This window comes from Chryseobacterium sp. FH1 (assembly GCF_000735135.1).
GTDB lineage: Bacteria > Bacteroidota > Bacteroidia > Flavobacteriales > Weeksellaceae > Epilithonimonas.
The window spans coordinates 66,250-84,866 of sequence record NZ_JPLZ01000007.1 but is presented as its reverse complement, the minus strand read 5'-3'; the positions used below and the strand labels follow the sequence as shown (position 1 = coordinate 84,866).

At 37.0% G+C, this 18,617-nt stretch carries 15 protein-coding genes; 5 read left to right on the top strand and 10 right to left on the bottom strand.

The window, feature by feature from the left end; translation table 11 throughout:
* Positions 1 to 192 precede the first annotated feature (192 nt).
* From IO90_RS16240 to IO90_RS16230, 3 genes are all read left to right on the top strand, one after another.
* Positions 193 to 672 (top strand): BON domain-containing protein, encoded by a 480-nt coding sequence (locus IO90_RS16240; RefSeq protein ID WP_034970315.1) that lies wholly within the window; start codon positions 193 to 195, stop codon positions 670 to 672.
* A gap of 2 nt (positions 673 to 674) precedes the next feature.
* Positions 675 to 1,091: an SH3 domain-containing protein gene (locus IO90_RS16235; protein WP_034969701.1), complete on the top strand. Its 417-nt coding sequence runs from the start codon at positions 675 to 677 to the stop codon at positions 1,089 to 1,091.
* 85 nt (positions 1,092 to 1,176) lie between these two features.
* Positions 1,177 to 3,831 carry an outer membrane beta-barrel protein gene (locus IO90_RS16230; RefSeq protein WP_034969698.1) on the top strand — a complete coding sequence of 885 codons (2,655 nt, stop codon included), beginning with the start codon at positions 1,177 to 1,179 and terminating at the stop codon, positions 3,829 to 3,831.
* A 116-nt stretch (positions 3,832 to 3,947) separates the two neighbouring features.
* Here the strand turns inward: IO90_RS16230 and IO90_RS16225 are convergent, their stop codons facing one another.
* Both IO90_RS16225 and IO90_RS16220 read right to left on the bottom strand, forming a co-directional pair.
* A complete protein-coding gene (locus IO90_RS16225; protein ID WP_034970313.1) occupies positions 3,948 to 4,916 on the bottom strand; it encodes a glycosyltransferase family protein in 969 nt (322 codons plus the stop codon).
* Positions 4,917 to 5,038: 122 nt separating this feature from the next.
* On the bottom strand, positions 5,039 to 5,863 hold the full coding sequence (locus IO90_RS16220) for a UDP-2,3-diacylglucosamine diphosphatase (RefSeq protein ID WP_034970310.1): 825 nt from the start codon (positions 5,861 to 5,863) through the stop codon (positions 5,039 to 5,041).
* Positions 5,864 to 6,347: 484 nt separating this feature from the next.
* Here IO90_RS16220 and IO90_RS16215 point away from each other — a divergent pair, with 484 nt between their 5' ends.
* Positions 6,348 to 7,583 (top strand): dicarboxylate/amino acid:cation symporter, encoded by a 1,236-nt coding sequence (locus IO90_RS16215; protein WP_034969696.1) that lies wholly within the window; start codon positions 6,348 to 6,350, stop codon positions 7,581 to 7,583.
* Between the two features lie 883 nt (positions 7,584 to 8,466).
* Positions 8,467 to 9,900 carry a serine hydrolase gene (locus IO90_RS16205; protein WP_316931194.1) on the top strand — a complete coding sequence of 478 codons (1,434 nt, stop codon included), beginning with the start codon at positions 8,467 to 8,469 and terminating at the stop codon, positions 9,898 to 9,900.
* Positions 9,901 to 10,504: 604 nt separating this feature from the next.
* Here IO90_RS16205 and IO90_RS16195 read toward each other — a convergent pair.
* The 8 genes from IO90_RS16195 to IO90_RS16160 form a co-directional block, all read right to left on the bottom strand.
* A complete protein-coding gene (locus IO90_RS16195; protein WP_034969683.1) occupies positions 10,505 to 11,875 on the bottom strand; it encodes a tetratricopeptide repeat protein in 1,371 nt (456 codons plus the stop codon).
* A gap of 128 nt (positions 11,876 to 12,003) precedes the next feature.
* On the bottom strand, positions 12,004 to 12,684 hold the full coding sequence (locus IO90_RS16190) for a hypothetical protein (protein WP_034969680.1): 681 nt from the start codon (positions 12,682 to 12,684) through the stop codon (positions 12,004 to 12,006).
* Positions 12,677 to 13,546, bottom strand: a complete 870-nt coding sequence (gene rfbD, locus IO90_RS16185; protein WP_034969676.1) for a dTDP-4-dehydrorhamnose reductase — start codon at positions 13,544 to 13,546, stop codon at positions 12,677 to 12,679. Before rfbD ends, IO90_RS16190 begins: the two co-directional genes overlap by 8 nt.
* 2 nt (positions 13,547 to 13,548) lie before the next feature.
* Positions 13,549 to 14,028, bottom strand: coding sequence for an acyl-CoA thioesterase (locus IO90_RS16180; RefSeq protein ID WP_034969672.1), 480 nt, complete (start codon positions 14,026 to 14,028; stop codon positions 13,549 to 13,551).
* Between the two features lie 70 nt (positions 14,029 to 14,098).
* Positions 14,099 to 14,599 carry an OmpH family outer membrane protein gene (locus IO90_RS16175; protein ID WP_034969668.1) on the bottom strand — a complete coding sequence of 167 codons (501 nt, stop codon included), beginning with the start codon at positions 14,597 to 14,599 and terminating at the stop codon, positions 14,099 to 14,101.
* Between the two features lie 36 nt (positions 14,600 to 14,635).
* Positions 14,636 to 15,283 carry an OmpH family outer membrane protein gene (locus IO90_RS16170; RefSeq protein ID WP_076768795.1) on the bottom strand — a complete coding sequence of 216 codons (648 nt, stop codon included), beginning with the start codon at positions 15,281 to 15,283 and terminating at the stop codon, positions 14,636 to 14,638.
* A gap of 22 nt (positions 15,284 to 15,305) precedes the next feature.
* Positions 15,306 to 17,840, bottom strand: coding sequence for an outer membrane protein assembly factor BamA (gene bamA / locus IO90_RS16165; protein WP_034969664.1), 2,535 nt, complete (start codon positions 17,838 to 17,840; stop codon positions 15,306 to 15,308).
* A gap of 29 nt (positions 17,841 to 17,869) precedes the next feature.
* Positions 17,870 to 18,616, bottom strand: coding sequence for an isoprenyl transferase (locus tag IO90_RS16160; RefSeq protein ID WP_034969659.1), 747 nt, complete (start codon positions 18,614 to 18,616; stop codon positions 17,870 to 17,872).
* Position 18,617: the final 1 nt, after the last annotated feature.

Here is an 18,617-nt window from a genome sequence, read left to right as displayed (position 1 = left end):
AAATGTTTTTACAACTTCAACATTCTCATCTTCAATTCTGTTAATTTTAATTAAAATTAATTTTGGTGTCGAAAAAAAAATTAATTTTACCTAAATCAAAGTTTGAAATTTCACCTTAAGAATTTGGAAAAAGCATTTCTTTTGGCATCAATTTTACTACTTAAAAGAACACAATATAAAATTATTTATACTATGAGAAAAACAATTAAAATCGCTGCTCTTGCCTTGATGGTTTCTATGACAGCCGTTTCTTGTAAAAAGAAAGTCTCAGATGCGGAATTGACATCGCAGGCAACAACAGTACTTACATCGTTCCCTGGAACTTCTGTGGAAGTGAAAGAAGGACAAGCGCACTTGAGTGGCGTTTTCGCAACGGAAGCTGACAAAAAATCAGCTATCGACGCGCTTAAAAAAGTAGAAGGTGTGAAAGATGTTCACGATATGGCAACTGTAGCTCCAGTAGCGGCACCGGTAGAAGTGAACATTGTTGACGCAGCAGTTTTACAAAAAGTAAACACAGCATTGAAAGACATCCCAGGCGTGAAAGCTGAAGATGTTGCAGGAACTTTGACATTGACAGGTTCTACAACTTCTGCAAACGCGAGAAAAGTGAAAGAGTCTGTAGATGCTCTTAAAATTGGTAAATACGACAACAAAATCACAGTTAAATAATTATGAGTTTACAAGATAAATACGCAAGCGTAGTTTCAGCAGCTCAGTCTGCTGGACTTTCTGGACTTTCTGTTCAAGAGCAGGATGGGATTTTGTACATCACAGGCAAAGCGGCAAACAGCGCTGCCAAAGATTCAGTTTGGAATGCGTTAGGCGCAATAGATTCTTCTTACACGGCAACTGATATTAATATTGATGTTCAAGTTTCTGGTTTGCAAGCTGGCGCATCTTTGACTGTTGCAACAGACGAGTCTAACCTAAATATCCGTCAAGAACCTTCAACTGATGCTTCTATCGTAGGAAAAGTAGCAAAAGGTGAAACGGTAACTTTGGTAGAGCAATCTTCTGACGATTGGTGGAAAATCAAAACAGCTGATGGCGAAGAAGGTTATGCCTATGCAAGATATTTGAAAGCTTAATTTCAAAACAACTTAATAATAATGAAACCTCTGATTTTTCAGGGGTTTTTTCTATTTTTGAAAGCTAAAAAACCAAAAATACCTGATGAAAAAATTCTGGCTTGTTTTCATTTTTGCCTTTCTAAAACTGAATGCTCAGACGTACAGCGTAGATGGAAAAGTCTTTGATGAAAACAACACTCCTTTGGAAAACATTTCTGTTTCATTGATGAAGCAAAAAGATTCCTCCATCATCAATTTCATCGGGACGAGTAAAAGTGGAAATTTCAGTTTAAAAATTCCTGAGCAGAAAGAAGCTTCCTTTCTTCAGATTTCGGGAGATAAATTGAAAACTTTCACACGAAAATTCGAATCGATTCATCAAAATGAAAATCTTGGCGTAATTAAACTTAATAAAGAGCTGATTACCAATATTGAGGAAGTTCAAATAACTGTGGCTCCCGTAAAAATCAAGAAAGATACGATTGAATACAATGCTTCTTTTCTAAAGGTGAGACCAGATTCCAAAATTGATGAATTAATAAAAGAAATTCCGGGTGCAGAAGTAGATGGCGATGGGAAAATCACCGTCAACGGAAAGTCTGTGAGCAAAATCCACATCAACGGAAAACCACTGTTCGACAAAAACGGAAAAACCGAACTGGAAACGATTCCCGCCGATATCATCAAAAAAATCCAAATCACCACATCAAAAACCAAGCAAGAAGAACTGACTGGCAGAGCACCAATCACAGACAGTTTGACCGTCAATTTTGAAATGGACAAAAAGCACCGTCAGGGAACTTTGACCAATTTCAGGTTGGGCTATGGTTCCAATAATCGATACGATGGCGCACTATTTTTCACCAAAACTAAACAAGACTCACGACTAGCAATTTCTGCAGGTTCCAACAATATCAATTCAGGATTATCTGGCAAAACTGGCTCTGGAACAGGAATCTTCCGAACTTCTGTGATAAACGTTAGTTATTCTGACAAATTTGACAATCTGGATTTGGAACGGTTAAATGCAAACTATTACGAAAGAAGTACAGAAACGTATTCCAAAACCGCCCGAACGACTTTCTTGCCCGATTACAAATTGGACAGAAACACAGAACGTTTTGACAACCGAAATTATCAAAGATTAGGATTTAATTCCAATGCGGTTCTTAAGTTGGACCAGCTTACCAACTTGATTTTCTCTGCCGGTTTCAACAACAACATCACGGAAAGCGACGCCAACAATCAATCTTCTACTTTGCGAGACGATGTTTTGCTGAACTCCAGTTCGGGTTCTGTGAAACAAAAATCCATCAACAATGGTTTTTCACAATCGTTGGGAATTACAAAGAAATTCCGGAAAGAAAGACGAACTTTTTCAGCGTCTGTGGATGGTAATTTTACAGAAAACAGCGGAACAGATTACAATTTGACGACAACGATTTTCCATCAATCTCCGGAAGACAATGATTACCGAAATCAGCGTTCGATTTCCAAAAAGCAAAACACAGATTTTTCATTTAATGTGAGATACGACGAGCCAATTTCTGACTCGGCAATCGTTTCAACAGAATTGACTTACAAATCTTTGTCTTTGAGAAATGATAGAAAAGTTAACGATTTTGACACAGAATCGGAAGAATTTTCCATCTACAATTCCTTGCTTTCCAATTCGATTAATCAAGATATCAATTCCTTGAACGCTATTATTGGATATGATTTGAATAAGACTAAATTCCGTTTTTTCTTCAATGCTCATTTGGATTTCAATGCGAATGATTTTCAAAGTATTTTCAATAGTGAGAATATCAATTTCAAAAGAAATTTTGTGTTCCCAAATTATGAAACAAGGTTAACTTACAGATTTTCCAACAGCAAATCTCTGGAACTTTACAACCAAAGCAATTTTACAGCACCGCCGATGACGGCTCTCAATCCTTTCACAGACATTTCCAATCCGTTGGTTACCACACAAGGAAATCCCGATTTGAAAAGCACTTGGAAAAACACGAGTTCGATATATTTTATGAATAGAAATTCAGCAAAAAACATCACCTATTCGGCAAGATTCAAATTCGATTATACGGATAATAACATTTCCGATTTTTCCTTCTATGATGAAACCGGGAGACAGTTCAGGACCTACGCCAACATCAGTGGAAACAAAAGTTTGACTTGGGACAGCCGATTTTCTAAAAGTTATAAATGGAATAAAAACGAGTTTCGGATTTCTCCATCATTTTTCTCAAGTTACTCACACAGAAAAGGTTTTGTAGATGGTTTGCAATTCACGAACACGATTTACAACATTTCGCCTAGAATCAATTTAAGATTGAATTTGAGAGAGATTGTGGATGTGACAAGTTCCGCAAGTCTGAATTACAATTTCTCAAATTACACCAATTATCGGGTTGACAAAGCGCGTTCTGCTCAGCAAAATTACGCTTTCGGAATCGTCAATTACTTTTTGAAATCAAATCTTTTTTTCAGCAATGACCTCAACGTAACCAAGAATAACAACATTTCCGCCGGCTTCAACAGAACGTCTTATTTCTGGAATGCAAGCGTGAATTACAAATTTTATAAAAAGCAGATGACTTTGAGATTTAATATCAACGATGTTCTTAATCAGCGTCAAAATGCCATCCGTAACATTGGCGACAATTATATTGAAGACAGAGAAGACCTTGTGCTGAGACGTTACTTTATGCTCTCACTGATGTTGAATCTGAGTCAATTTGGAGAAAAAAAAAGCTGATTTACTCTAATTTTACCACATAGGCACATAGAAAATCTAAAAAAAGAAAGACCCAAAAGTTCAAATAGCTATTTTAACTTGTTACAAAAATAAAACCTATGTGACTATGTGGTTAATCAATACAAAACCTCTTTCGTCAAAATACTCTCAATATTATCAGGATAATCCACATCAATCAAATTATCAGAATTAATCCATTCACGGATTTTTATCGGGTCCAATTTGTCAGAGTTTGCGACACCCATTTTATTAAGCGCAAAGGCATTACATTCTTGCTCATATTGATTCTCGATGGGAATCACGAATAGTTTTTTGTTCATAAACAAAGCCTCAGCTGGCGTTTCGAAACCCGCGTTACAAAGAATTCCTTCGCAAGATTCGAACAATTCCAGATATTTTTTTTCATCAATCGGAAAAATTTCCACATTGTTGAACTTCTGATTTTGCTTGGCATATTTTGAGAAAACTTTCCATTGCACATCAATTCTGGTTAGAAAATTGGTGATGACCTCATCCGAAAAACTCGGCAAATAAACCAAATAATGACCTTGGTTGTTCGGGTTTAATTTTCTGATTTTCTGACGAATAACCGGCTTCTTAATCTGAGAATTATAATTATCAAAATGAAATCCGATTTTCTTGTCGCAAGGCACATAATTATTCAGAATCAAATTTCCCAACCAATCTTTCTTATCAGGTTTAGGTGTTTCTTTGAAACTTAATGAAGCCTGATGACTCAACTCCACAATCGGCAAACCTCGAAGCTTGGAAGCCCAACCTGTCAATGGCTCAAAATCATTGATAATCAAATCATAAGAACTCAAATCCAAATCTTTTATAACCTTCATTGCTCGGCAAAAATTATTCTGAAACAAGGTTTTTTTATAAGATAAACCGCCGGTTTTGTTGTAAAGCAAAGAGATGCCTTTGAAACGGAAATCAATATCAAAATCTGACTTCAACTGCGTTTGATGTCCGCTAATCAAAGTGTCTACTAGCGCGTGTTTTTTGAGAATCGGGATGATTTCCTGAGCTCGTGCGAGATGTCCGTTTCCTGTGCCTTGGAAGGCATATAATACTTTCATATTCCTTTGATTATTAAATATTTGTGTTTTATTGATGTTGATTTTGATGAACACTTTGAGAGCCTCAGTGTGACAACTCTGAAATTGCAACATTAACTTGTCCGTCTGAGGTTCTCGAAGACTTATAAAATAGCTGTCACGATTTTCATCAGTTCCTCACTATTTATTTCTTTTAATTCTTCAGGTTCTTCATCATTCAAAGTGTGCTTTTCATCTTCATAGACGAATAATTTCCATTCGCCATTTTCGTATTCCAAAGCGGAAAGATTTTCCACCCAATCGCCGGAATTCAGATAAGTACATTTTCCTTTTTTGCCAATCACTTCACGAATTTGAGGTTGGTGAATATGTCCGCAAATCACGTAATCGAAGCCATTTTCAATCGCCAATTCCGAAGCTGTCAGTTCAAAATCACCGATATATTTCACGGCTTTTTTGACATTATTCTTAATCTTCTTTGAGAATGAATATTTCTCCCTTCCGATTTTCTCAAGAAACCAATTCACGAGATTGTTGAACGCAATCAGCAAATCATAACCTTGTCCACCCAATTTTGCAATCCATTTGGAATGTTGAACCGACGCATCAAAAACATCCCCGTGAAAAATCCACGCCTTTTTGTCGCCAAGTTTCAAAACGTGTTTGTTGCACAACTTCAATTTTCCCAATTCAAAATCTGTAAAGTTTCTGAATGCCTCGTCGTGATTACCTGTGATATAGAAAACTTCCGATTCCTTGGTCGCAAATGAGATTAATTTCTTGACCACTTTCAAATGAGATTTCGGAAAATATGATTTTTTGAACTGCCAAATATCGATGATGTCGCCATTCAGAATCAACGTTTTTGGTCGAATGGAATTGAGATAACGCAACAATTCCTTCGCCTTGCAACCGTAAGTTCCAAGATGTACATCAGAAATAATGACAATTTCGACATCTCTTTTCATATTTGGATTAGGGGCGATTTCATTCACAATCAGATTTATACAAAGAACGATTTCTAATTTGAACTGTGCGTGAATCGTATTTTATATTTGATGATGCGAAACGGATGAATTTCCTGATTGTCTTAATATTAATTTAAAAAATAAGTGGATATTCTCTCAAAAATATTAGTTTTGTTCAGTTACAATTTACATTGAGTCTTGCGGTGCTGAGATTTGAACACAAAGCACACAAGGATTTTTTGAAATTGAAACTGCTTTAAGGTCACAAAGTCGCTTCGCTTAAGATTGTTTGGTTGAAATCTTGGTGATTTTAAACGCAAAGGTTTTCGATTGCTGAAAACATTTTTAGGAAGCAAAGATTTTGCTAAAGCAAATGATGAAGCGAGCGCTTAGAAAACGGATTTATTCGGTTCTTTGCTCTCTAAATCTTTAACTTGAAAAAATATTCTTTGCGTTTAAGAAATTAAAATTTATAATAAAAGTTATGAAAGGTCAGAATAAACTGTTTATCGCAATTATCATCGGATTGGTTTTGGGCGTTATTTTAGGAGGAATTGTCCATACCAGTTACCCCGAATCGAAAGAGGAATTCGCTAAGAATATCAAATTGCTGGGAACGGTTTTTATCCGATTGATTCAGATGATTATTGCGCCGTTGGTTTTCTCGACCTTGGTTGTGGGAATTGCGAAAATGGGCGACATCAAAATGGTGGGACGCGTTGGGACGAAGGCGATGCTTTGGTTTATCACGGCTTCTTTGGTTTCTTTGACAATCGGATTGGTTTTGGTGAATTGGCTGGAACCTGGCCACGTGACGCAACTACCTATTCAGGATGTTTCGTCCGCCTCTGACATTGTGAGCAACAGCAAAGGATTTTCTATGGAAGACTTTGTAACGCACATCATTCCGAAAAGTTTGTTCGAAGCATTTGCGACCAATGAAGTGCTTCAAATCGTAGTTTTCTCCGTAATGTTCGGAATTGCACTTTCTGCGATGGGTGAAGAATATACGAAACCCGTCATCAAAGGTCTGGACGTGATTGCCCACGCGATTTTGAAAATGGTAGGCTACATTATGTGGGTGGCGCCGTTGGGTGTTTTCGGAGCGATTTCTGCCGTTGTGGCGACCAATGGTTTTGAGATTTTCAAAGTTTACGCCATCTATTTGAGAGACTTCTTTTTTGCGCTCGGAATACTTTGGTTGGTGCTTTTATTGGTTGGATATATGATTCTCGGCAACAGACTTTTCGAATTATTGAGAAGAATCAAAGAGCCTTTGTTGATTGCATTTTCCACCACGAGTTCCGAAGCTGTTTTCCCGAAATTGGTAGAAGAGTTAGAGAGATTTGGTTGCAACAGTAGGATTGTTTCTTTCATTTTGCCATTGGGATATTCCTTCAATCTGGACGGAAGTATGATGTATATGACCTTTGCCTCGATTTTCATTGCTCAGATTTACGGCATCGATATGCCACTTGGACAACAAATCATAATGCTTTTAGTCTTGATGTTGACGAGTAAAGGAATTGCCGGCGTTCCAAGAGCGAGTCTCGTAATCATCGTGGCCGCGTGTGGAATGTTTGATATTCCGGTGGAAGGAATCGCGTTGATTTTACCAATCGACCACTTCTGCGATATGGGAAGAAGTATGACGAATGTTTTGGGTAATGCTTTGGCGACGTCTGCGGTGAGTAAGTGGGAAGGGCAGTTGGAGAGTTAGAATAGTATTTGAAATGGTATAAGAAAATGAAATTTGGAATAATTAATATTAATACTCTTTTCGTTGTATTGATTATTTTAATTTGTTCAAGCATTTTAAGCTACATTTCTATTTTTAAAGGACTGATATATGGTGATTTAATATTGATTGCAAAATTTTTTCTTGCGTTAATTATATTGATAAACCTCTTTATAATAGCATTTATCATTTTTAGGTTTAGATTGATTATAATTACTAACAGAGATATTTTTATTCTGCATCCATTTAGATTTTTAATAATCAAGACGAAAGTGGATAGAATTAAAAAGCTAAATTGGAGTAGTTATGTTGATTCAAAAGCAATCTATTATAGACAGTTTACATTCAAAACAGAAAGTAACCAATCGATTATTCTTTGTGATAAAGAATTTGAAAACCTTGATTACATTGTTCAATCACTTAGTCAAAATACACTTGCAAATAAAAAAAATTATCAATTGAATTTTGAAAGAGCAAAATCTAACAAAACAACACAATTTTATAATTTAGTTTTTACAATATTCCTCATTTGTTCCTTAGTTTTTGTTACAATTAAAATGGAAAATTGGAATAACAACAATTTATTTTCGATAGGGTTATTTTTAATGTTCACAATCATTATGTTTTATTTTAATTTAAAAAAATATCTCACTTATAAAAAGACACTTCGACTCCGCTCAGTGTGACATCTTTAATATTAATTGGTTTATTCAGCATTGTCAGTCTGAGCGGAGTCGAAGACTTTCTATAAATAACAGTTTAGATTCTTTCTGAATGACAAAATTGTGTTTAAACGATGTAACAAATCAAAGCTCAGAATTGTCTTATGTCGTAAACCGATAACTAATGAAACAAGCCTTCTTAAATCCTATTCTTTTTAAATCTTTCATTTTTAGGATTTTGTCAAAATACGAGACAAGCAAAATCAATAGACAATTACCTGACCGAGGTGATGAAAACTTATGAGATTCCAGGTTTGGCGGTTGGTGTTGTGAAGAATGATAAAATTATTTTTCAAAAATATTATGGCAGAGAAAACTTGGAGTCTGATAAAAAAGTGGATTCGAATTCGCTTTTCAGGGTTTATTCTACAACGAAACTGATTACCAATGTTGCTATTTTCGATTTGATTGAAAAAGGGCAACTTTCGCTTGAAGACAAAATTTCGAAGTATGTTGACCATCTTCCAAAAGAATGGCAGGATGTGAAAATCAAGAATCTTTTGTCGCATTCATCTGGCATTCCGGATTTTGCTCGATATGAGGATATTTCTCCTGAGGCTTCCAACGCTGAAGTTTTTGCAAGATTGGCAAAGGAAAAAATGGAATTCGAGACTGGAAATCAATTCAGTTACAACCAGACAAATTTTATGCTTTTGGCAATGATTATCGAAAAGATAAGTGGACAAAAGTTTGAAGATTATGTTCTTAAAAATCAATTTTCTGATGCTACAAACAAAGTGCTATTCTCCTCCAATTCTTTTGAGGAAATCCCGAATCGCGTTCAAAAATATGTTTTTGATGATTCTCTCAAACAGTACAAAAAATCTACTCACGTTGGCGGTCTGAGGTCACATCCTGGCAATGGATTGGCGATTTCGCTTCCTGATTTTCTGCAATGGAGCATTCATCTGGATAAAAACAAATTCCTGAAAGACGAGACGAAAAAGGTAATGTGGCAACCGTTTGATTACACCAACAAGCAAGATGTTTTTGCGCACGGCTGGGAAATCACCAAAACTGGCGACGTTACTTCTTACGGTTTTTCAGGTGGAAATGTGAGCGCTTACGGTCTATTTCCGGAGAATAATTTGGCTATCATTTTTATGTCAAATGGTTACAGATACAATGCTTTTCCTCCGTTATATTTTATCGTCAACCATATTGCGGGATTGATTGATAAACAATTAGCTAATCCTTATTTATCCAGAGAAGAATCTGTTTCTTCAGATATTATAAAAAAGCCTGATGTCAAAAAAGAAATCTATGGTTATCGGATGGAGAATGACAAAGTGATTTTCACTTACAAAATTCCTAAGGATTTAAACGCCAAAGCGATAACGAAGATGGCTGTTGCTGGTTCATTCAATGATTGGAATCCTGGAAATACGGCTTATCAAATGGTTTTAAAGGACAACAATACATTTGAGTTGGCGTTGCCGAAATCTCAATTCGAGAAAGGAAAAACGTATGAGTTCCGATTTGTGATGAACAAAAACGGCTGGCTCTCCACGCCTTACAGCGCACTCAACACCAATGGGAATGCGAATGATAATAATTTGACTTTGACGTTTGATTAAACATTTCGCACCTTCAGGGCTTTTTAATCGTGGCGTCTAATTGAACATCGGGTTTCACCCGACGCTACTAACATTGAGCCACTCCGTGGCTGTCTAAATAAATTTTTTTTGAGAACGACAGAAAACAGAAGATGTTTTTTAATTGACAAAACGTGATTCGAAGACAGTTGCCGAAATCTCAATTCGGGAAAGGAAAAACGTATGAGTTCCGATTTGATGAACAAAAATGGCTGGCTCTCTACGCCTTACAGGGCACTCAATACGAATGGAAATCCGAATGATAATAATTTGACTTTGAAGGTTGATTAAACATTTCGCCCCTGCAGGTCTCTTTTATAATGGTGTCTAATTGACATCGCGTTTCACCCGACGCTATTAATATTGAGCCACTTCGTGGCTGTCTAAATGAAATCTCAAAAGATAGAATATTGTTTTATAGACAAAAGTTTAATCGAAATGGAAATCCCTAGCCCTGATTGGAGTGGAAATCCCACAGCAAGCCCTTCAACAGGCTCAGGACAGGCTGGCTTGCGAGGAATTGCAACGGAAAGCAGGTTCCCGGCTCATAAAAATGAAAAAGCCCAGACGAATCTGAGCTTTTGTTTTATTTCTTTTTGGCCTTAATTTTTTTGACCTGTTCTTTTATCGATGGATATTTCTGTTGCATATCTTTGCTGAGAGATGGGTCCAAATCCAAAGCTTTTTTAAGCTGTGCTACGCCTTCTGTCTCATGTTTCAAATGGAAGTAACAATTGCTCAATTGATAATACAATTCTGCACGGGGATGCGCCAGCAAACCCTTTTCCAATATGGTGATGGCGTCTTCGTACTCACCAATCAACATCAAAACTTCTGAGTAGGCGTACCAATTGTAAAATCTGGTTGGCTCAGTTTCAATCAATTTTTTGAGGCAAGTCAAGCTTTCCTCGTAATCGCCACAAGTAATATAGAGAAACGCCAAACGCTTTTGATAATCGGCATTTCCCTCATTGAGCGTAGCGGCTTCCTGAGCGAAATAAAGCGCCTCTTTTGTATTTCCTAATTCTTCGTAGATCAAAGACTGCTCCGTCATCGCCAGATAGAATTGTGGGTCTTCTCTCAATGCTTTTTGGAACGACGTCAAAGCTGGAACCAATTTCTTGGCTTCTTTGTAGCACAATCCGATTTTGTAGAAAGTGAAGGCCTTGGTGTACTCCAAATCCAACATTTCCTCGTAAACTGCAATAGCCTTGTCCCACTCTCCCATTGCTTCAAAACACGCGGCCTTGTTGGCATAAACGCCGACAGCTAAAGAGTTGATTGCCAAAAGATAATCGAATCCTTTGATAGCCTCCTCGTAATTTTTCTTGTTGAAGTGGAATTGACCATACTCGTACCAAGCGGTTTCTGAAAAAGAAAACTTGTCCAGATATTGATTGAGGAAATCCAAAGCTTCCTGCGAGCGGTTGAGCTTGCTGTAACAAACCATCACGTTTTCCAAAGAATAGTCGTCGTAGGGATCAAACTCCAAAGCTGATGTGTAATGTTTCAGCGCATTGAATGGGTCGTCCAGATTGACATATTCGTCGGCGATGAAATTGTGGAGGAAATTTTCTTCCTCTTCCAATTGCAAAGCACGTTGGCAATATTCGATGGATTTTTTCGGGTTTCCGAGATTTGAGTAATATTTGGCGCAACACACGAGAAAATCTGTGTCTTCCAAAGAGGATTGATGCAACTCGTCTATCAATTCTTTGGCTTTCACATAACGCTCCAACTCCAGGAAAACTTCCAATTGCTTGGTTTTGATCTCCAGAGAATTTGGGTGAATGCCGAGAGCGTGGTTTACGGCCATTTCCGCATAGCTGTAGTCTCCAAGCTCCAGATAGTAGATGATGATTTCTATGTATTCTTCTGTATCGAAATAGAATTCTTCATTGTTTTCTATCATCTCTTCGAACTTTTTAGCAAGCTCGTTTTCAAAAAATTCTTCCAATAGTATATAGATTTAGACTAGAGATTGAGTGTTGAGAATTACAAATGCCCGGTTCTGAAATCTGCTTGTATAAAGTTAATTAAATTTATTCTGAAAATAAGTCATTCGTATATGATAACTTATCAACATTAATCTTTTTTCTGTTCTGTGTAGATTGTAGTCAAAAACATACCAAACGATTTTTCCAAGCCCGTAATATCGCCCGATTTGAGGTTGACACCGCCGTAGAGACTATCATTGCTACGAATTTTGAAATCCGTCAACGAAAGGTACAAAGATGGCTGTCCGGCTTTTGCTGACAATTTTACCGTTGATCCTAACAATTTTCTGGTCGAGACTGACATAACTTCACTTTCGTTCAAATTGAGTTTGATGAAACTTCTGGCTGGCAACTCGGTGCTTTTGTTGTTGATATTGATTTTCTGTTTTTTGTCTGAGGACGAAACCAAGTAAGCGACATTTTCTTCGTTGGGAATATTATCAAGATTCGTGTAGTACAAATTCAAAATGTAATAAGCCGGATTGAAGTTTTGAAAAGTGCCGTCAATGTTTTCAATCGGTTTTAATGAAAAACTGTTAGCACCAACCTGTTTCGCTTTTTTATAAATCTCGCCGAAGATCTCTACGTCGTCATTTGAGAAAGCATTCACTAAAATTTCACCCAAATATTCTGACTTCGAAGCATCGTTGATTAGATAAAAAAACTTGTCCTTATTATCACTCGTCTTTTCAACCTTATTCAGCGTAACTGTCTGAAGGTGAAAGAATTGAAAACAAAAAAAACCAATTAAAAATAGGAGTTTACGCATTCGTTAATTTTAGGATTTCTACACAATCCTGAAGGCTGTTTTCCCAATGTCTTGGTTCGATGTTGTAATCTTTCTCAATCTTGTCCAAAGACATTGTGCTTCTTTTTGGGCGCTTTGCCGGCGTCGGAAATTCCTCAGTCGTGATTGATTTTAATGAAACGGAAGAACCTGAGAATTCTTTTATTTTATTTGCAAAATCAAACCATGTGGTTTCTGGATAATTCGAAAAATGGTAGATTCCGAAAGTTTTATTTTCAGCCTCGATGATTTCCATAATCGCTTCTGCCAAATCGTTTGCGTTGGTTGGCTGTCCGTGTTGATCGCCTACAATTCCCAATTCGTCTTTTACATTAAACAAATGCAACATTGTCTTCACAAAGTTCTTGTTAAATTCTGAATACAACCAAGATGTTCTCAGAATCACGGTCTCTGGATTGCTTTCCAAAGCCAATTCCTCGCCTTTTCTTTTGGATGCACCATAAACGCCGATTGGATCTGTGAAATCATCTTCTGAATAGCTCAAATTGGTTTCGCCATCAAAAACATAATCAGTCGAAACGTGAATTAAGATAGCATTGTGATCTTTTGACACTTCTGCCAAATTACCAACACCAATTGCATTTACTGCAAAAGCCTTTTCCTCTTCTTTCTCCGCCAAATCTACAGCTGTGTAAGCCGAAGCATTGATGACAAAATCTGGTTTGTACTCTTCAAATTCCTTTTCAATCTGAGCTCTATCTGTAATGTCCAAAGCTTGAGATCCTGTGAAATTGAAGTCGAAAACATCGTGGTATTTTGGTGCTAATTTTTGAAGGCAATGACCCAATTGGCCATTTCCGCCAACAACTAAAATTCTTTTCATAATTACTTTGTTCTATTTTGATTTCTGAAAAAAGTGACTCTTTCTTTAAATGTTTTATGATCAATCTGGACTAGAAAGTGAGCGAATTTCTCCAAAGTTGCATCTGGCATTTTTTCAGCTCTTCTCGTTTTCATATTGAAGTAGATCACCGTCAACCAAAATACTGCATTTACCTTTCCATTTTCATCCTTCATTAGCAATTCTACAACCGCAGTGATGTCATCAACCATAATCGTTTTGCTGGTGATGTTGACTGTGGAATTGTACCTTACTTCCTTTAGATAAGCAATTTCATTTTGAATCGTAACCCAAGTGCAACCAGTTTCTCTGGTATATTGCTCATAAGTAAATCCGTAGTTTTGTTCCACATGGTCTTCTCTTGCATTGAGCATATACTCCAAATATTTCACGTTGTTGAGATGCCCAATCGGGTCGCAATCTGCAAAACGGATTTTTACGGTAGATGAAAATTCTTTGTCCATATTAATTTTTCCTAAAAAACCGTCCCGTTAATAAAACGAGACGGTTTTCATTATTTTAATTGTATTCGGATTAAAGACCTAATTCTTTTCTTACAGCTGGAGTAGCGTCGATACTATCTTTGTACAACAAAGCTGGCGTAGAAGAATCAAATACATACTCGTATTTTGCTGCTTTAGAAACTTTAGAAATAGCATCATTGATTTTTTTCTCAATTGGCGCTAAACCTGCATCTCTTTTTTCAGCGATATCTTTTTGTGCAGCAGCGTAAAGTTGCTGAAGATTATCTTGAAGTTTTTGAACCTCTTGGCTTCTTTGTTCGTTGATAGCTGGCGTTTGTTTTGCAGCTTCAGTTTGATATTTCGCCATCAAATCTTGAAGAGACTTCCCTTGTTTTTCCAACTCACCTTGCTTTGAAGTCTGTAAGTTTTGCAATTGCTGATCCAAAGCTTTCATTTCTGGCATTGATGTAAAAATTGCGTTTACGTCTACAAAAGCTAATTTTTGTGCTTGTGCAAATCCAGTTGCGAAAACCATTACAACGGCTACCAATACTACATTTAATTTGTTCATTTTAAAAAGTTATGTTTATAATTTATATTTAATTTACTATTTTCTTCTCTCAATTCCAGATTCTGCGGGTGTAGATTGTTTTGTAGAATTGAAGTTTCTTTGTTTTCCAGATTTATTGTTATTTGAAGGGCGACCACCTTTCACTGGCTCATTTTTAACCTCCTCACCTTTTGGAAGGCTTTTCCCCAAAAGATTGAGCACGGCTTCTGTGTAATCGTATTTCTTGTCTAAGAAGATTACACTAATGTTGTTACTTTTATCAAGAACTATGCCCAAGTTATTCTTGGTAGAAACCGTTTTGATCGCATTCCAGATCTGATCTTGATATGGTTTTGTAAGGTTTGACCTCAATTGATTGACCTCTCCATTTGATCCGAATCTTGCCCCAATTGTGTTACGGATATTGGTTTCCATATCTACAATTTCCTTCTCTCTTAGTTTAAGCTGATCTCCTACGAGCAATACTTTTTCGTTCTCAAAAGCTTCTCTTTTTCTCTCATATTCCGCCTGCAATTTTTGCAAATCTGCTTGCCATTGTGTCACCTGAGTATTAAGCCTGTTTTCAGCTTCTTTGTACTGAGGTAGTTTGCTCAAGACATAGTTGGTATCTACAACGCCAATCTTCTGTGCATAGATTTGTGTTGCGGTAAAGATAATTGTTACAATTAAAGCTATTTTTTTCATCGTGTAAAAATAAAAAATTATTTTATAATGGTTGATTCATCAAGAAATGCTGTTGCCATCCAGATGGTTCAGAACTTCCAAGAGTTCTATCAAATCCGTAAGCGAAGTCAAATCCTATCAATCCAAATGCTGACATTGATACCCTGATACCAAGCCCAGCGGATCTTTTCAACTTAAATGGATTGTAGGTTCCGAAACTATTCCAGGCATTACCAGCTTCTACAAATGTAAGAACGAAAATTTTCGCTGTTTGGTTCATAGAAATTGGATATCTCAATTCTGCTGCAAATCTATTATAAATCGTTGCACCTCCATAAGGCGTGATATCATAAGTTGAAGATGGACTAAAACCTGTGGAAGAAGCATTTTCATATCCTCTCAATGGCACCAATTCTCTACCATCAAATCTACCGTTGAACAATCCAACACCTCCAACATAATATCTTTCAAACGGCGGTGGACCTAGTTCTTTTGTATATCCATTCAAATATCCCATTTCTCCAGTCGTTCTTAGAACCAATTTCCCAATTACCTCGTTGTAGAAATCAGCTTTCAACTTCACTTTGTAGAATTCCATCCATTTGTACTTGTCCAAAGTCGTCATGGTAGAATAATCTTTGTTGCTGAACCAGGAATATGGTGGCGTAAATTTCAAAGAAGCTTCCACATTGGAACCATAAGTTGGAAAAACTGGATCTAATCCGGCAGAACTTCTGCTCAAACCGATATTGAAACTAAATGATTTCGTACTACCATTATTTTCTACAACATCACCAAAGTTAAATGGATAGTTGCTAAAGTTATAACTCTGATATTGAATTCCCGTGTAAAGTGCAAAATAATCATCCGGCCACTTCAATAGTCTTGTAAGACCTGCTGTTGCAGAGAAAATGTCCATTTTCTGATCTCCAGTTGATAGATTGTAATTTACGTTGGAATAGTTGAAACCTACACTAAGCGCAGTTGGTCTCGTTCCAAAAACCCAAGGCTCTGTAAATGAAACACTATAATTGGTAAAAAATTGTCCTGCTTGCGCCTGAAGTGACAAAGTTTGTCCGTCACCTTGAGGGACTGGCTTGAAATCTTTGAATTTCAGGAAGTTTCTCAAAGAGAAATTATTGAAGGTCAAACCAAGCGTTCCGATGAAAGATCCACCACCGTAACCCGCTTGCAATTGAACCTGGGAAGATCCTTTTTCTACAAGCGTCCAGTGCATATTCACAGTGTTGTCTTGTGGATTTGGTTTCACATCCGTTCCAATTTGCTGTGGATCAAAGAATTGCATCCCAGCCAATTCGAAATAAGTCCTTTTGATTTCTGTTTTTGCAAACAAAGCACCTGGTTTTGTTCTAAGTGCTCTCAAGATCACGTGATCATGTGTCGTGGTATTTCCAGACCAAGTGACACGGTTCCAAGTTGCCTTTTCACCTTCGTTGATTCTGATCTCAAGGTTGATAGAATCTCCTTTGATGGATTTTTCAATTGGTGTAACGTTTGAAAACAGGAATCCATTGTTCATATAAGTGGATTTGATATCAGAATCATCTTCCTTTCCACCGTCATCTCCAACTTTTTTGTTGAATCCAACTGCATCGTAGATATCTCCCGTTTTATATCCTAAGATCCTTTGTAAAAATTCGGTCGTGAAAGTTGTATTACCAATGAAATTGATATCACCTATATAATATTTTTTACCCTCATTCAATTTCACATTGATGTTGTAGCCTTTTTCATTTCTAGTAATAGAGTCTGAAACAATGGTCGCATCTCGGAATCCTAATGAGTTGTAGTAACTGATCAAGTTTCTTTTATCCTCATCATATTTATCCTGAACAAACTTGGAAGGCTTCAAAATCCCCAAAAGGAATCTCTTCTGCTTGGTATCTTTGAAACCGTTTTTTCTAAGTTTTCTATCTGTAACAGCGGTATTTCCTTCAAATTCAATTTTATCGATTTTGACTTTTTTACCTTTCGAAACTTCGATTGTCCAGTCTACCAGATTGGCATCTCCGCCATTGGCTTTTTCTACGATATTAATTTTGGCATCAGCAAATCCTTTCGCAATATACTCTTGAGGGATTTTGTTTTGTAAACTGGAAACCAAGTTGTTATTGATCTTGGTTCCAGGTTTCAGGTTGTTATCCTTGATGAGTTTTTCATTCTTAGATTTCCCAACTCCTTTACCCGTAAATTTTACTTCTCCAAGTTCTTTAAGGTCTTGCAAAGAGAACTGCAGGACAACATTCTGCCCTTCAACATCCTGAATGTAAACCTCGACTTTAGAAAAAGATTGCGTCTCCCAAAGTTTCTTGATAGCGTTGCTAACTCTCTGCCCCGGAATTTCTAACTTCTCTCCTTTCACAAGTCCTGTGAAACGCAAAATCTGAGCTGGCGTGTATCTTTTGACCCCGTCTACCACGATGTCTTTCAAAACATATTCTTGATTTTGGTCTGCTGCAAGTTCTGTGTTTTCTGCATTGGTACCCTGTGGAACAACTTGTGCGTGGAAATACGCGGAAGCTGTCAACATAATGATGGGTATGATTCTTAATTTCATTCTAATTGAAGTCTCTTTTCTAAAATATATTATGAAAGTAGCTGTTCGCTGGTCTTTCCGTATCTTCTTTCCTTATTTTGATAATCCAAAATGCATTGGAAAAACGTATCTTTTGTAAAATCTGGCCAAAGTACATCCAAAAACTGAAGTTCAGCATAAGCGATTTGCCAAAGCAAAAAGTTGCTGATTCGCACTTCTCCGCTTGTTCTTATCATTAGATCCACTTGTGGAAAATCCTTTGTATAAAGATGATTTTCGAAGCATTTCTCATCGATTTCATCCAAGTTAAGTTTTCCGTCTTTTACGTCTTCACTGATTTCTTTTACAGCTTTCAGAATCTCCTTCTGAGAACCGTAGCTCAACGCTAAAATCAAGTTTCCGCCGGTGTTGTTTTTGGTAAGCTCTACAACATTCATCAATTGCTCCTTTACCAAATCTGGCAATGTGGAAATATCACCGATCACGTGCATCCTCAATCCTTTGGAAAAAATCTCTTCTGCTTCCAAAAGCAGTGTCTCTGAGAGAAGATTCATCAATGTATCTACTTCTTCCTTCGGTCTGTTCCAGTTTTCAGAGGAAAAGGTATAAAGTGTAAGATATGGAATATGAACCTCGTTGCAAGCGTTGATCACATTACGAACTGCCTTGATTGCATTTTTGTGCCCAAAGGTTCTTTCTTCCCCTCTGGATTTTGCCCATCTTCCGTTGCCATCCATTATCACGGCAACGTGTTGAGGCAACTTGTCTTTATCTATAAGTTTCTTTAAGTCGTCCATA

What these genes read in the sequence shown, in the direction of transcription:
- IO90_RS16240 (WP_034970315.1), top strand. Translation starts at nt 193, where the DNA reads ATGAGAAAAACAATTAAAATCGCTGCTCTTGCCTTGATGGTTTCTATG.
- IO90_RS16235 (WP_034969701.1), top strand. Translation starts at nt 675, where the DNA reads ATGAGTTTACAAGATAAATACGCAAGCGTAGTTTCAGCAGCTCAGTCT.
- IO90_RS16230 (WP_034969698.1), top strand. Translation starts at nt 1,177, where the DNA reads ATGAAAAAATTCTGGCTTGTTTTCATTTTTGCCTTTCTAAAACTGAAT.
- IO90_RS16225 (WP_034970313.1), bottom strand. Translation starts at nt 4,916, where the DNA reads ATGAAAGTATTATATGCCTTCCAAGGCACAGGAAACGGACATCTCGCA.
- IO90_RS16220 (WP_034970310.1), bottom strand. Translation starts at nt 5,863, where the DNA reads ATGAAAAGAGATGTCGAAATTGTCATTATTTCTGATGTACATCTTGGA.
- IO90_RS16215 (WP_034969696.1), top strand. Translation starts at nt 6,348, where the DNA reads ATGAAAGGTCAGAATAAACTGTTTATCGCAATTATCATCGGATTGGTT.
- IO90_RS16190 (WP_034969680.1), bottom strand. Translation starts at nt 12,684, where the DNA reads ATGCGTAAACTCCTATTTTTAATTGGTTTTTTTTGTTTTCAATTCTTT.
- rfbD (WP_034969676.1), bottom strand. Translation starts at nt 13,546, where the DNA reads ATGAAAAGAATTTTAGTTGTTGGCGGAAATGGCCAATTGGGTCATTGC.
- IO90_RS16180 (WP_034969672.1), bottom strand. Translation starts at nt 14,028, where the DNA reads ATGGACAAAGAATTTTCATCTACCGTAAAAATCCGTTTTGCAGATTGC.
- IO90_RS16175 (WP_034969668.1), bottom strand. Translation starts at nt 14,599, where the DNA reads ATGAACAAATTAAATGTAGTATTGGTAGCCGTTGTAATGGTTTTCGCA.
- IO90_RS16170 (WP_076768795.1), bottom strand. Translation starts at nt 15,283, where the DNA reads ATGAAAAAAATAGCTTTAATTGTAACAATTATCTTTACCGCAACACAA.
- bamA (WP_034969664.1), bottom strand. Translation starts at nt 17,840, where the DNA reads ATGAAATTAAGAATCATACCCATCATTATGTTGACAGCTTCCGCGTAT.
- IO90_RS16160 (WP_034969659.1), bottom strand. Translation starts at nt 18,616, where the DNA reads ATGGACGACTTAAAGAAACTTATAGATAAAGACAAGTTGCCTCAACAC.